Origin of the sequence: Mesorhizobium sp. M7A.F.Ca.MR.245.00.0.0 (genome assembly GCF_003997415.1) — a bacterium.
Taxonomy (GTDB): domain Bacteria; phylum Pseudomonadota; class Alphaproteobacteria; order Rhizobiales; family Rhizobiaceae; genus Mesorhizobium.
In genome coordinates, this window is sequence record NZ_RZTE01000001.1 from 510,409 (window position 1) to 523,778 (window position 13,370).

Below are 13,370 nucleotides of genomic sequence, written 5' to 3' on the forward strand. Positions count from 1 at the left end.
GCTGTGGCGGGCCCGCGCCCGCCGCTGTCGATGCCTGCTGCGTCAGGGATGCGGACGCCAAGGCAGCCGGCGCATCGGGCTGCGGCTGCGCCACCGCGCCGGCCACCGAGACGCGAGAGAATATGGCGGCCGGCGTCGATGCCTGAACGATCCGTCCTGCGCAAGGCAATCTGGGCGCTTGGGCTGACCCAGATCATCGGCTACGGCACGCTCTATTACAGCTTCTCGATCCTGGCGCCGGCAATGGCTGGGGAGTTCGGGCTCACGGAAGGCTGGGTGTTCGGCGCGCTGTCGGCCTCGCTGTTTGCCGGCAGCCTGTTCGCGCCGACTGCCGGGCGGTGGGCCGACCGCTTCGGCGCCGGCCGCATCATGACCGTCGGCTCGGTGGCGGCAGCCGTGGCGCTGGCGCTGTGCGCCGTCGCGCCCGACCGCGTGAGCTTCGTTCTGGCATTGCTGGCAATGGAACTGGCCTCCAGCTTTGTCCTCTACAGCGCTGCCTTCGTCGCGATCGTGCAGATCGGGGTTCCCCGGCCGCAACGCAGCATCACCCATCTGACGCTGATCGCCGGGTTTGCCTCGACCCTGTTCTGGCCACTGACCTCGGCGCTGCATGCGCATCTGACATGGCGCGAGGTCTATCTCTTGTTCGCCGCTCTCAATCTCGGGCTCTGCCTGCCGATCCACGCCTGGCTGATGCGCCTGTCCCGCCGCCACGCAACGGCCAGAAGCCAAGAGCGCGAGCCGATCCCTGAAGCGGGCGCGCCGCTCGATCCGCGGCGTGGCCGGGCCGTGTTCCTGCTCATGCTGGCGGGGTTCGCCACCGAGGGCTTCGTGCTGTCGGCGATCCTCATCCACATGGTGCCGCTGACGGCGGCGCTGGGGCTCGGAACAGCAGGCCTCTTCGTCTCGACCCTGTTCGGACCGGCGCAGGTCGCCAGCCGGCTGATCAACATGCTGTTTGGCGGCCGCCTGCAGCAGACGCACCTCGCCGTCATCGCCGCATCGCTGATCACAGCCGGGCTGTGCGCACTGCTGCTGACCACGCCATGGCTGCCCGGCGCCTTCCTGTTCGTGTTGCTGTTCGGCCTCGGCTCCGGCCTCACCAGCATCGTCGGCGGCACCTTGCCACTCGAACTCTTCGGCCGCGAAGGCTATGGTGCGCGGCTCGGATGGGCAAGTGCTGCCCGTCAGTTCACCTCTGCCTTCGCGCCGTTTGCGCTTGCCTTCATGATGGCGCGGGCGTCCGTCGCCAATTCCCTGTGGGTGCTGGTGGTCGTCGCCGCGAGCGGCGTCATCGCCTTCCTCGCCATCGTGTTGCTGAGGCGCCGCGGCCGGGTTGCGTTCGCCATTGGCGGCAATCCGGAAGAGGCGGCCTGACCGCGCCTCAATGTCTGAGAATCTTGCTCAGAAAAGCGCGGCTGCGGTCGGTCTTGGGGTGCGAGAAGAACTCGTCCGGCGTGCCGCTTTCGACGATGGCGCCGGCGTCCATGAACACCACGCGCTGGGCTACCTTGCGGGCAAAGCCCATCTCGTGCGTCACCACCATCATGGTCATGCCTTCCTCGGCGACCGCCACCATCACGTCGAGCACTTCGGAAATCATCTCCGGGTCGAGTGCCGAGGTCGGCTCGTCGAACAGCATGATCTTGGGTCGCATGCCAAGGCAACGCGCGATCGCCACGCGCTGCTGCTGGCCGCCGGAGAGCTGTGCGGGATAGGCATTGACCTTATCGGCGAGTCCAACCTTGGCCAGCAATTCGCGGCCTGCTTTTTCAGCCTCGGCGCGCGGGATCTTGCGGACATGGATTGGGGCGAGCGTGACGTTTTCGAGTGCCGTCTTATGCGGGTAGAGGTTGAACGACTGGAAGACGAAGCCGATCTCGGTGCGCAGCTGCGTCATGTTGGTGGCGGGGTCGCCCAGGCGTTGGCCGTCGACAACGAGGTCGCCGTCCTTGATCGCCTCCAGGCCGTTGACGCAGCGGATCAGCGTGCTCTTGCCCGAGCCGCTCGGGCCGCAGACGACGACCACTTCGCGCGGCTCGACGCTGAGCGTGATATCCTTGAGCACATTGAGCGTGCCGAACCATTTGTTGACGTCGCGAAAGTCGATCATGCCGGTTTTGGCAAGGCCCGTTTTGGTCATGTTTTCTGGACCTTTGGGGTTGGAAGTCACAACTGCACCTCGCCATGCGCCGCGCCCATGCGCTGCTCCAGCCGGCGGGCCAGCATGATCAGCGGATAGCAGACGATGAAATAGCCGACGCCGACGAGGAAGAAGACCAGCAGGCCGTTGGGCACACGCTGCACCACCAGCCAGCCAACCCGGGTGAGGTCGGTGAGCCCGATCGCCGAGACGACGGAAGAATCCTTGATCAGCAGCACATACTGCCCGACCAGCGGCGGCAGCACGATGCGCATCGCCTGTGGGAGGACCACCTGGCGCATGCGCTGCAAGCGCGACAGGCCGGACGCCAGCGCCGCCTCGACCTGACCTGTCGGCACCGAGCGGATGCCGGCGACGACGATCTCGCAGATGAAGCAGGCGGCGAGGTTGGTCAGCGCGATGATGCCGGCGGTGAAGGCATCGAGTTCGATGCCGAACTCAGGCAAGATGAAGAAGATCAGGAAGATCTGCACCAGGAACGGCGTGCCGCGGATCAGGTCGACCCAGGCCCCGATCAAGCCCGAGATCAGCTGGTTGCCGCCGGTCCGCAGAATGCCGAGGCCGAAGCCAAGCAGGGTGCCGAGCACCAGGCTGATCAGTGACAGCATCACGGTCATGCCGAGGCCGCGCAGGGCCAGCGGATAGGAGCCGGCGAGGCTTTGCAGTTGTTGCCAGATCATGTCCGCGCCCCCGCCGTACCGAGCCAGCGGCTGGAGACGCCAGCCAGTCCTTTCAGGCCGTAATAGAGCAGCAGATAGAAGGCGGCGATGGTGAGGAAACCTTCGGCCGGCATGAAGCGGTCGGAGGCGAGCAACTGACCGGCGCGGGTCAGTTCGGAAACCGAAATCAGCGACAGAAGGGCGGAATCCTTGACCAGCACGATCGCCTGGCCAAGCAGCGGCGGGATCGTCACCTTGAAGGCCTGCGGCAGGACGACCAGGCGCATGCGCTGGACATAGGTCATGCCCGAGGCGACGCTGGCTTCGACCTGGCCGCGCGGGATCGACAGGATGCCGGCGCGAATGATTTCAGCGATATAGGCGCCGCTGTTGAGCGACAGCGCGAGAATGCCGACGACCAGCTCAGGCAGGACGAAGCCGAGCCGGGGCAGGCCGAAATAGAGGAAATAGAGCTGCGCCAGCAAGGGTGTGGCGCGTACGGCGTCGATATAGGCCTTGGCCGGCACGCGAAACAGCCAGCCGCGCTGCAGGTTCATGGCGCACAGCACGATGCCGACGATCAGTGCGCCGACAAAGGACAGCGCCGACAGCCAGACGGTCGTGATCAGGCCCTGTCCGAACAGCGGCAGATATTCGACGATGGTGCGGAAACTGAAATTTTCGAGCATCGTTGGGTGCAATCCCCAGAGTGCAGGAAGGGCGAGTAGCGAGTAGCGAATAGCGAGTAGAGAATTGCGAGCAGCAAAAAGCATGGCCGGAACGGCCATTCCCTATTCGCTACTCCCTATTCGCTACTCGCTACTCGCTACTCGCTATTTCAATTCCTCAGTGGTCTTTCTTCCAGGCGTCGGAATTGACCCAGTAGTCGAGGTTCTTCTGCAGGCGTCCGTCGATGGTGACCTGGTTGAGGAACAGGTTCATCCAGACCAGCAGGTCCGGCTCGTCATAGCGGGTGGCGAAGGCAAGCGGCTCCTTCGACAACAGGTCCGGCATGATGGTGAAGCTGCCGGCCGGATAGGCGGTCGACTGGCCCTTGACCGCCGAGACGTCGTTGACGCCGCAATCGGCCTGGCCGTTGTTGACGGCGTCGAGCAGCAGCGGACCGCCGCCCTTGTAGCTCTTGATGTCGGCGTCGGGGAAGGCTTTCTTGGCTTCCTTCTCGCCGGTGGCGCCGAGCAGCACGGCGATCTTGGTGCCCTTGGCCTTGCAGTCCTCAGTGGTCTTGAACTTGCTGTCGGCCTTGGTGAAGACGGTGCTGCCCGTATACATGTAAGGCGTGGTAAAGGCGACCTTCATGCCGCGCGCGAGCGTCGGTGTCATGTCGGCGACCAGAAGGTCGGCCTTGCCCGACAGCAGTGCCGGGATCAGGCCGTCCCAGTCGAAATCGAGGAAGGTGATCTTGACGCCCATTTCCTTGGCCATCATTTCGGCGAGTTCCACCGAACTGCCGGTGCGTTCGCCGTTGGCGCCGACCAGCGAGAAGGGAGGCCCTTGAGTCTGTACGGCGACGCGCAACTCGCCGCGCTTGGTGATGTCGTCGAGCGTACCGGCACTGGCAGCGGCAGTGAGCCCGGCGAGTGCAAGCCCGGCGATGAACAGTCTGGCAATCTTCATTTCGGTATTCCTCCTTGTCTTATTGTTCCACGTTGTTTTTCACCCTTTGGGGTGCTTTTTGAGCGGCAGCGCCGTTGCCGACGGCAGCCACCGTTCGAAAATCTTCCTGCCTCAGTCCCGTGCCACCGTCTCGGAAACCGTGATGCCACGTTTGGCCAGTTCGTCGAAGAACCTGATGTCGGGCACGTCCAGCAGCGGGTTCAAAAGGCCGGGTCTGGTGATCTCACGCCGCGCGAGCATCTGCGCCACGATGCTGGCGGGATAGCCGACGCCGAGGCTCATGCCGAAGAGGCCGGAAACGAGATCGCGCTCGATGATCAGGTCCGACGTCACGGTCTTGGCGCGGCCGCCTTCGAGGCCGGAAAAGACATTGCGCATCACGCAAAGATCCTTTTCGCCCGGGCCGTATTGCAATTGCGGGCCGAGCAGCCGGCCGAGGAATTCGCGCGGGCTGTTGGAGGTGCCGGGCACCTTGTCCTCAGAGAGGAAACCGAGCTCCTTCAACGGCGCCCAGAAGGCCGACCATCCCGGCCAGCGCAGCGTGTAGCGGCCGGAGCGGCGCAGCGCTTTTGCGGCGTCCAGCATCTCGACATAATGCAGCGCATCGCCATTGGGGAAGGCTTCGAGCTTGCCCAGACCCGCAACCTCGATTTCATGGATGAACGGATTGTCGTGCTGCTGGCCGGCCGGCACTGCGACGCGTTTCCCGTCCTCGATCATCACGCTGTCGCGGTTCTGGCTGACCAGGACCATGTCGAAATTCCAGCTCACCTTGTAGCACAGCGGCTTGGCCATCGCCTTCGGCTCGGGGATGCCGCCGCAATAGGAATCGATCGAGGAAATCGAATCGAACTGCCTGGCGGCGCGCGCGTACAGCACGAGGTCGATGCCGGGGTCGAGCCCGCATTCGGTCATGATCGAGACGCCGGCCTGTTCGGCGGCTGGCGCCAGGTCGGCGATCGACTTGGCGTAATTGGTGGTGACCAGCGGCGTGCGCGTGGCGATCGCGGCCTGCACCGCCTGGCGCATCAGCGGCTGCGGCAACAGGTCGATGACGGCGTCGACATCATCAAGCACAGTGGCCAGCGCCGGGCCGATCGCGCCTTCAGGCACCACGAAGCGCACGCGGGCAAGATCGGTCAGGCCGGCAAGCCGGGCCGGGCCATCCGCTGCGGTATCGACGCAGACGATTTCCTCGACGCCGACGCTGGCGACGAGGTCGGCGATTGCCGCCCGGCCTTGCAGGCCGAGGCCGCCTAGTACCGCGATCTTCATGCCGGCTCCTTGCGGTCGTCCGACCAGCAGCCTTCCGGCAGGCTGACCCATTTGTTGCAGGACGCCATGACAACGAAGGTTTCGCTGCGCACGACTTCGCCGGGCTCGCCGGCGCCGGGGATCAGTTCGCTGGTGACGCGGTAGAGATCGGCGACGTCACCGGCCACCGTCACGTCGACGATGATGTCGAAGCGCCCGGTGACCACCGAAGCCGAGTTGACGAAGGGCAGTTCGGAAATGCGCTGTGCCAGTTCGCGGGCCCGGCCGCGCCCCTGGGCATTGATGCCGACAATGGCCGAGATCAGCTCGGGGCGCTCGGTCAGGTTCAGCAGGCCGACGATCTTGAGCAGGTTGCGGTCGAGCAGGTTGCGCAGCCGCGTGCGCACCGTCGGCACCGAAATCGCCAACATCTCGGCGATGCGGTTGATGCCCGGCTGTGCATCCTGCGACAGCTGTTTGACCAGCCGCCGATCGGTCAGATCGAGATGTTCCCGCAAAGTCCCCGTCTTTCACAAAAGGAAAAAACTTTGGCTATTTTTTTGCCAATGTGTAAACAAGCTACGTCACGTATATTTGAAAAGCAAGGCAATGATTCAGCGCTGCTGGGGATAGGTAGTCGCTGTCAGGGCTCAGACCAGCGCTGCCGCCAACAGTTTTGCCTGTGGCGTCAACTCATCGAAGCGGCGGGCACAGAGGTTGAGCTGGCGTGTTGCCCAGTCGTCGGTCAACCGTAGGCTGCGCAGCGTGCGGGCGGAGCGGCGCGCGGCACTTTCGGGCACGATGGCGATGCCGGCGCCCTGGGCGACCAGCCGGCAGACATTGTCGAGGCCGGGCACGCGGATGCGGAAGTGCAGATGGCCGCCAAGGCGGGCGGCCTGACGGGTGATGTGCTCCTGCAAGGGATGGCCGGCGCTCAGGCCGACAAAGGCTTCGCCGAGCAGGTCGCCGAGGTTGGCCGTATTGCCTTCGAGGTCGGGCCAGTCTCGCGCGGCGATCACCATGAGCCTGTCGATGAAGAACGGCTTCTGCTCCAGATGCGAAAGGCCGGCCCAGGTCGCGGCGATGCCGAGATCGGCGGCACCGCTTGCCACCGCCTCTGCGATCTCGTGGCTGGGGCGCTCGTCGAGGTCGATGTCGATGCCGGGATGCGCGACGAGGAAGGCCGGCAGCATGTCGCGCAGCAGCGCGCTGGTGGCGGCCGTGTTGGCCATCAGCCGCACGCGGGCGCGCAAGCCCGTGGCATAGGCGCCGAGGTCGCCGGCCATCGCCTCGATCTGGTTCTGCACCGCCCGCGCATGGTGCAGCAGCGCCTGCCCGGCGGCCGTCGGCACCACGCCGCGCCGCCGCCGCTCTAAAAGCGGCGCGCCGAGGCTTTCCTCCATGCCCTTGATGCGGGCGCTGGCGGAGGCGAGCGCCAGCCCCGCAAGTTCGGCACCATGGGTGATGCTGCCGCGCTCGGCGACCAGCAGGAACAGCCGGAGATCGGTAAGATCGAAGCGCATCTTTCTTCTCCTGCAGGGTTTCAGCCTTCGGCGCAGGCGAAGGCTGACGGCGTAACTTCCACATTGTGGGCGGCCGGCATGTCAGTCAAATCTTTTGCGATGGAGATGCGCGATGAGCGAAAAGGCGACAGGCCGGCATGGACCCGGCATACTTGAAAGCGCGGCGATCGTGCTTGCGATCGCGGTGGCCTCGCTTGCCATGGCGCTAGCGGAGCCCGGCCAGCGCGGTTGCGTGGCGATGGCTGCCCCTGTCCACCATGAAGCAAAACCCGCACCCGACGATGATGCGGCGGACATGCTGTTGCATGACTGATCGAAGCGGCACCCCGAAGGAACGACCGTGCTGAGCGTCGGCGTCATCGCCTGGATCGGCGCGGTCTTCCTTGCCGCGGGCTTCGTCAAGGGTGTCGTCGGCATGGGGCTGCCGACCGTGGCGATGGGGCTGCTGGCGGTAACGATGCCGCCGGCGCAGGCGGCTGCCCTGCTCTTGATCCCGTCGCTGGTCACCAATCTTTGGCAGTTGTTCACCGGCCCATCCTTCGGCGGGCTGTGCAAGCGGTTGTGGACGATGATGGCCGGCGTCGTGCTTGGCACCGTCGCCGGGGCCGGCCTGCTCACCGGCACACACTCTGGCGTTGCCTCGGCCGGGCTCGGTGCGGCGCTGGTGCTTTACGCCATTCTCGGCCTGCTCAAGCTTGGCTTCACCACGCCGGCGCGCCACGAGGCGTTGGTATCACCGCTGGTCGGTGTGGCGACCGGGCTGGTCACCGGCGCCACCGGGGTCTTCGTCATCCCGGCCGTGCCCTATCTGCAATCGCTGCGGCTGGGCCGGGAAGACCTCATCCAAGGCGCTCGGCCTGTCCTTCACCGTGTCGACGGCGGCTCTTGCCCTTGGGTTGTTCAAGGCAGGCGCGTTCGCATCGCCGACAATGCAACTGGCGGGATCGGTCCTGGCGCTTGCGCCGGCGCTCGCCGGCATGTTCGCCGGCCAGGCGCTGCGCCAGGCGATGAGCGTCGAGACGTTTCGCACGGTGTTCTTCGCCGGGCTGCTGATGCTGGGCGGGTATCTGGTCTTGGAGGCCGCGCTCTGGTCTTCGGCATCCTAAGCGGCCGGTGGGGATTGGCGCGGAGCGTGATCATCGGCGTCATGCAGCGTCCCACGGAGGCTTTGTCGTCATGGTGCGGCGCAACCGGTGGTTCGGATGCTGCGGCGCGTCGAGACGTTCCAGAAAAGCGGCGTAGACATCCGGCTCGACAGTAAAGATGTCGCGGTTGAGCAACGTGTCTTCAGTGGCACGCTGCAACGCTTCAAGCATGAAGTCCTTGCGCATGAATGGGCTCCTTCCCTGCGTTAACAGCATAGCATAGCGACGATGTCACTACGATCTGTCGGTCCGGCCGCCCGATGAAAAGTCGCGCCCTCATTCGGCAATCGACCTGATGACGTTGGCCGGGTTTCCCCCGACAAGCGTGTTCGGGGGAACGTTCCTAGTGACCACGGAACCCGCCGCGACAACCGAGTTTTCGCCCACCGTCACGCCGCCGATGACCGTCGCGCCGGCCGCGATCCAGACATTGCGTTCGATCACGATCGGCTTTGCGGTCGTGAAGGCGCGACGCCGCGACGGTTCGAGGGGATGGCCCGAGGTGATGAGGCTGACATTCGGCCCGATCATGACATCGTCGGCGATGTCGAGCCCGCCAAGATCATAAAAGGTGCAGTTCTGATTGATGAAGACATTGCGCCCGACGCGGATATCGGATCCGCCGGTCGTGTAGAAGGGCGGGATCAGCAGGAAGCTGTCGTCGACCTTCCTGCCAATGAGTTCGCTGAACAGGGTCCGGACTTCAGCCGCGTCGTTGAAGGTCAAGCGGTTGAGGCTTGCGGTGGTCGCCATCGCCCGTTTGACGTCGGCCAGCATGGCGGCCGACTGCGGCATTCCGCTGGGAATTATCCTGGTGCGACCCTCGTCCGCCATTCGTCAATTTTCTCCGGCGCGGTCGAACAATGTTGGCGCACGACAGCCGCGCCGGGATGGTCTCCGGCTGTTATTTGAGCATGATTCCGAAAGTCAGTTCCAGCCCGGAAAAACGCCCTATCGCACCACCAGAACCGGGATTTCCGTGTAGGACAGCACTTCCGCCGTCTGGCTGCCGAGAAGCAGCTTGCCCAGTCCGCGGCGGCCGTGCGAAGCCATGACGATCAGGTCGCAGCCCAGGGCCTGCGACAGTTCCAGGATGGCTTCGGCGGGCCGCTTGTCCTCGACATGCACGACCTCCGCGGAGACGCCGACGGCGTTCGCCGACGCCTTGCACTTGTCGAGCACTTCCTTAGCGTGTCGTCCCGCCTCTTCCTTGTAGGCAGCCAGTTCGTTGCCGGCGGCATAGCCGGCCATGGCACCGCCCAAGGCGAAGATCGGGAATGGTTCCGAGACGGTGACGAAGGTGACAGCAGCGCCGAGGCCCTTGGCCAACGTTAGGCCGTGAGTAACGCCCTTGTCGGCCAGTTCCGATCCGTCCGTGGCGATGAGCAGATGTTTGTACATGACGATCTCGACTTGTTGTGCAAGGGCCCGTGCCCTTGTGGTGGCGGGAGCCTTGTGGAGGCCTGGCCTTGATATAGTTGCGGCCTCGGGCCGATCACAGGGCCGGCCCGCCGCCGATCAAGGCCAGGCGACCACGCAGTTTTGTACCAAGCGGATTCCCCTTTGCCGCATCGTTGCGTAAGGTGCTGGCGACACTGAAAGGCATTCCATGAGCAACGCGTATCCCCAAATCCATCTGGTCCGGCATGGTGAGACGGCATGGAGCCTTTCGGGGCAGCATACCGGTCGCACCGACATGCCGTTGACCCCGGTTGGCGAGGCCGCCGCGCGGGGTGTCGCCGATAGGCTCAAGGGGCTGTCTTTTTCGGCCGTATGGTCGAGCCCGTCGCAGCGCGCCTACAACACCAGCGTACTGGCCGGCTTCGACGCGCAGAGCGTCAAGAAGGACGATCTGCAGGAATGGGACTACGGCGCCTATGAGGGGCTGACGACAAAACAGATCCTGGCCGAGCGCCCCGGCTGGAATGTGTTTCGCGATGGTTGTCCAAAGGGCGAGATGGCGGCCGATGTCGGCGCGCGGGCCGACAGGATTATCGCCGGGCTGCGCGAGGCCAATGCCGGCATATTGGTGTTTTCCAGCGCGCATTTCTTGCGCGTGCTGGCGGCGCGCTGGATTGGCCTGCCGCCCGAAGGCGGCGCGCTGCTTGTGCTCGAAACAGCCAGCATCAGCGTGCTCGGCTACGAGCATGATTTGAGCGAGCCGGTCATCCGGAAATGGAACCAGAAGTAGGGCGGCTTTGGCCAGCGGCGCCGCTTCCGCCCTACCTGTCGAATTTCTTGATCGCTTCGGCGGTCACCGGCGTGAAGAAATTCACCAGATTGCCATCGGGGTCGCGAAACAGCAGCGAGCGATTGCCCCAGGGCATTGTGGTTGGCTTCTGCACAGTAACATTCCTGACGAGGTCCGAGAGCCTGGCGAATTCAGCATCGACGTCGCCGACGCGGAACTCGAGGATGACGGTGTGGTTGTCGGCGGGGCGGGCGATGTCGCCGCCAAACAGCATCAAGGTGCGCGTGCTGCCGATCGCCAGCGTGCAGGCCGGTGTCGCCAGTTCTGCGAAGTCTTCCGTGTAGACCGTCACGGGCATGCCCGTGATCTCGCCGTAGAAGCGCACGAGGCGCTGAACGTCCGAAGTGATGATGCGGACAGAGACGAAATTCATTGCTTTGGCTCCTGATCGTTGAAGCCGTGGCCGGCTCCCATCCGACCTATAGGCCAGGCCTCCTGACAGCTTTCCGTCAGGACGGATTGCTGTGAGCCTGCACCAGCGCACGCGCTGCTCACCCCGTCAGCAGCGCCAGTTCCTCCGGTGTCAAACGCCGTGCCGTGCCCTTGGCGAGGTCGCCGAGCGGCAGGCGGCCGATGGCGATGCGGATGAGGCGCAGGACCTCGACGCCGTGCGCGGCGAGCAGGCGACGGATGTGGCGGTTGCGGCCTTCGTCGAGCACGATCTCCAGCCAGGCGGTGCGGCCGCCGCTGCGCAAAAGTTCGATCGAATTCGTGGTCAGGATCTCGCCGTCGACGCTCACGCCCGCGCGCAACGTCTTCAACATCGCCGCGTCCGGCACCGTGCCGACCTGCACGTGATAGGTTTTCGGCAAATGCGAAGCCGGGTCCATCAGCCGGTTGGCAAATCGGGTGTCGTTGGTCATCAGCAGCAGGCCTTCGCTGGCCTTGTCGAGGCGGCCAACCGGCGAGACGAAGGGCAGGTCGAGCCCTTCGAGGCAGGCATAGACGGTGTCGCGCTGCTGCGGGTCGTCGCGGGTGGTGACCAGCCCGCGCGGCTTGTTGAGCATGAGATAGACCTTGCGCTCGGCAACCACCGGCCTGTCGTCGACGACGATGCGGTCGCGGTCGAGGTCGACCCGCAGGGCTGCATTGCGCACGACCTTGCCGCCGACGCGCACGCGGCCCTCCGCGATCAGCACATCCGCCTGCGTGCGCGAGCACAGGCCAAGTTTTGAGAGGGCGCGGTTGAGACTGACGCCTGGCGCCGCCTGCCTGCCGCTCTGCCGTGTCTGCCGTGGTGTCATGCTGCCCGTCTGCGCTGGTGGAGCCGACAGATGCCACGGGCCACGATCGCTTCGCAAGCCGCGCTGCTGCCTTCGCATGCGCCGCACCGCCCGAACGACGATATTGTCGTCGCCGCATCCGCGATAAATTGCAGCGCATGAGTGAGTCTGCCGCACCGATCATCAAGACCGTCGTCATCGCTGCAACGCCTGCCAAGATTTGGCAGGTGCTGACGACGCCCGCGATGATCCCGCAATGGATGTCCGACGAGGCGCTGACCGTCAGCCTCGAGAGACTTGTCGGCGGCGCGATCTTGATACACGGAGTGCTGCACGGAATGCCGTTCGAAAACCACGGAACTATCCGAGCTTTCGCGCAGGAGAGGGCGTTCGCCTACGGTTACTGGAGCACGCTGTCGGCCCCGCGGCTGGCGGACGTGCCCGAAAACCACACGGTGGTCAGCTTCGATCTGGCGCCGGCGGATCAGGGAACGCTGCTGACGCTGACGCTCAGCGATTTTGCCGAACCGGCGATCCGTCCGCATGCCAATCTCTACTGGGGGCCGACCTTGCAGATTCTGAAAGCGGTCTGCGAGCGCGCTTGAGGGCGGGAGTCATTCCCCGCGGACGGGTTATCAGGCCCTTACTCTTTGGGGTGTTGGGCGAGAGCCAGCGCGCGAATACGGTCGGCGACGGCGCTGTCGACCGGGTTGTAGACGGTCAGGCTCAAATCCGGCCGGCCGTCGACCGCGAAGCCCGAATATTCCAGCTCGATATCGCCGAGTTTTGGATGCTTCAGGCGCTTTGTCCCGTCGCCGTGGCTGAGCACGTCGTTTTCGCGCCACAGCGCGTCGAATTCAGGGCTAGCGCTGCAGAGTTCGTCGACGAGTTCGCGCACCTCGGAGACAGCGCCGGCGCGTGCCGCATCGGCACGGAACGAGCCGACCACGAAACGGGCCAGGTTTCGCCAGTCGTGCTGCTTGGCGCGGATGGCGGGGCGCAGGAACATAAAACGCAGGATGTTGCGCTCGCCCTCGGGCAGGGCGCTGTAGTCGGTCAGCACGACCCGCGCGGCGCGGTTCCAGGCAACGACGTCCCACGTAGCGGTCCTGACTATGGCGGGGCTGGCATCGAGCGTGTCGATGAGGCGCTGCAGCCGTGGGCTGACACCCTCGGCACCGGTGTAGCGGACCTCGGGCGGGCGCCCGAGCCCCAGCATGAAAAGATGTTCGCGCTCCGCCTCGGTCAGCAGCAGCCCCTTGGCGATGCGATTGAGGACATCGGCCGAGGGTGCGCCGCCGCGGCCCTGTTCCAGCCACGTGTACCAGGTCGGGCTTATGTTGGCGCGCTGAGCAACCTCTTCCCGGCGCAACCCCGGCGTGCGTCGGCGGCCCGAAAAGCCGAAGGAAGCCGGATCGAGCCGCGTGCGCCGGTCTTTGAGGAACGCTGCCAGCGAGCCGGCGGAATTGGAGGGCATCCTGTTAGCCATTATACCATGATAAGATCACTACTTTAA

Annotated in this window: 17 protein-coding genes and 1 pseudogene; 5 read left to right on the top strand and 13 right to left on the bottom strand. The window is 64.9% G+C overall.

The features are described 5' to 3' along the window. Positions 1-138 precede the first annotated feature (138 nt). Positions 139-1,377: an arsenite efflux MFS transporter ArsK gene (gene arsK / locus EOB80_RS02505; protein WP_127326545.1), complete on the top strand. Its 1,239-nt coding sequence runs from the start codon at positions 139-141 to the stop codon at positions 1,375-1,377. A 7-nt stretch (positions 1,378-1,384) separates the two neighbouring features. On the opposite strand, the gene EOB80_RS02510 is transcribed toward arsK, so the two are convergent. The 7 genes from EOB80_RS02510 to EOB80_RS02540 form a co-directional block, all read right to left on the bottom strand. After that, positions 1,385-2,113, bottom strand: coding sequence for an amino acid ABC transporter ATP-binding protein (locus tag EOB80_RS02510; RefSeq protein WP_164762493.1), 729 nt, complete (start codon positions 2,111-2,113; stop codon positions 1,385-1,387). A 56-nt stretch (positions 2,114-2,169) separates the two neighbouring features. Then, positions 2,170-2,844 carry an amino acid ABC transporter permease gene (locus tag EOB80_RS02515; RefSeq protein WP_127326547.1) on the bottom strand — a complete coding sequence of 225 codons (675 nt, stop codon included), beginning with the start codon at positions 2,842-2,844 and terminating at the stop codon, positions 2,170-2,172. Next, complete coding sequence (locus tag EOB80_RS02520) at positions 2,841-3,512, bottom strand: amino acid ABC transporter permease (RefSeq protein ID WP_127271796.1); 672 nt, start codon at positions 3,510-3,512, stop codon at positions 2,841-2,843. Before EOB80_RS02520 ends, EOB80_RS02515 begins: the two co-directional genes overlap by 4 nt. Before the next feature lie 157 nt (positions 3,513-3,669). Further along, a complete protein-coding gene (locus EOB80_RS02525; protein WP_127326548.1) occupies positions 3,670-4,458 on the bottom strand; it encodes an ABC transporter substrate-binding protein in 789 nt (262 codons plus the stop codon). A gap of 111 nt (positions 4,459-4,569) precedes the next feature. Then, the gene (locus EOB80_RS02530) at positions 4,570-5,733 is read right to left on the bottom strand and encodes a saccharopine dehydrogenase family protein (protein ID WP_127326549.1); all 1,164 of its coding nucleotides are present in this window, start codon (positions 5,731-5,733) and stop codon (positions 4,570-4,572) included. Further along, a complete protein-coding gene (locus tag EOB80_RS02535; protein WP_127271168.1) occupies positions 5,730-6,230 on the bottom strand; it encodes an Lrp/AsnC family transcriptional regulator in 501 nt (166 codons plus the stop codon). Before EOB80_RS02535 ends, EOB80_RS02530 begins: the two co-directional genes overlap by 4 nt. 132 nt (positions 6,231-6,362) lie before the next feature. Further along, entirely contained in the window at positions 6,363-7,235 is an 873-nt protein-coding gene (locus EOB80_RS02540) for a LysR substrate-binding domain-containing protein (RefSeq protein ID WP_127326550.1), read from the bottom strand. A 112-nt stretch (positions 7,236-7,347) separates the two neighbouring features. On the opposite strand from EOB80_RS02540, the gene EOB80_RS02545 reads away from it, so the two are divergent. Beyond that, positions 7,348-7,548: a hypothetical protein gene (locus tag EOB80_RS02545; RefSeq protein WP_127326551.1), complete on the top strand. Its 201-nt coding sequence runs from the start codon at positions 7,348-7,350 to the stop codon at positions 7,546-7,548. Positions 7,549-7,575: 27 nt separating this feature from the next. Beyond that, positions 7,576-8,341 (top strand): annotated as a pseudogene (locus EOB80_RS02550) (sulfite exporter TauE/SafE family protein). Positions 8,342-8,380: 39 nt separating this feature from the next. Here the strand turns inward: EOB80_RS02550 and EOB80_RS02555 are convergent. From EOB80_RS02555 to EOB80_RS02565, 3 genes are all read right to left on the bottom strand, one after another. Beyond that, positions 8,381-8,596, bottom strand: coding sequence for a DUF1778 domain-containing protein (locus EOB80_RS02555; RefSeq protein WP_127322507.1), 216 nt, complete (start codon positions 8,594-8,596; stop codon positions 8,381-8,383). Positions 8,597-8,656: 60 nt separating this feature from the next. After that, entirely contained in the window at positions 8,657-9,175 is a 519-nt protein-coding gene (locus EOB80_RS02560) for a sugar O-acetyltransferase (protein ID WP_127408821.1), read from the bottom strand. A 156-nt stretch (positions 9,176-9,331) separates the two neighbouring features. Then, positions 9,332-9,781 carry a universal stress protein gene (locus tag EOB80_RS02565; protein ID WP_127267216.1) on the bottom strand — a complete coding sequence of 150 codons (450 nt, stop codon included), beginning with the start codon at positions 9,779-9,781 and terminating at the stop codon, positions 9,332-9,334. Between the two features lie 208 nt (positions 9,782-9,989). Here EOB80_RS02565 and EOB80_RS02570 point away from each other — a divergent pair, with 208 nt between their 5' ends. Further along, on the top strand, positions 9,990-10,571 hold the full coding sequence (locus EOB80_RS02570; protein WP_127267215.1) for a histidine phosphatase family protein: 582 nt from the start codon (positions 9,990-9,992) through the stop codon (positions 10,569-10,571). A gap of 31 nt (positions 10,572-10,602) precedes the next feature. Here the strand turns inward: EOB80_RS02570 and EOB80_RS02575 are convergent, their stop codons facing one another. Further along, entirely contained in the window at positions 10,603-11,004 is a 402-nt protein-coding gene (locus EOB80_RS02575; protein WP_127267214.1) for a VOC family protein, read from the bottom strand. Positions 11,005-11,122: 118 nt separating this feature from the next. Continuing rightward, on the bottom strand, positions 11,123-11,875 hold the full coding sequence (locus EOB80_RS02580) for a pseudouridine synthase (RefSeq protein ID WP_127326552.1): 753 nt from the start codon (positions 11,873-11,875) through the stop codon (positions 11,123-11,125). Between the two features lie 137 nt (positions 11,876-12,012). Between EOB80_RS02580 and EOB80_RS02585 the strand changes: the two genes are divergently transcribed. Then, positions 12,013-12,459, top strand: a complete 447-nt coding sequence (locus EOB80_RS02585; protein ID WP_127326553.1) for an SRPBCC domain-containing protein — start codon at positions 12,013-12,015, stop codon at positions 12,457-12,459. A gap of 38 nt (positions 12,460-12,497) precedes the next feature. On the opposite strand, the gene EOB80_RS02590 is transcribed toward EOB80_RS02585, so the two are convergent. Next, on the bottom strand, positions 12,498-13,331 hold the full coding sequence (locus tag EOB80_RS02590; RefSeq protein ID WP_164762486.1) for a helix-turn-helix transcriptional regulator: 834 nt from the start codon (positions 13,329-13,331) through the stop codon (positions 12,498-12,500). Positions 13,332-13,370 lie beyond the last annotated feature (39 nt).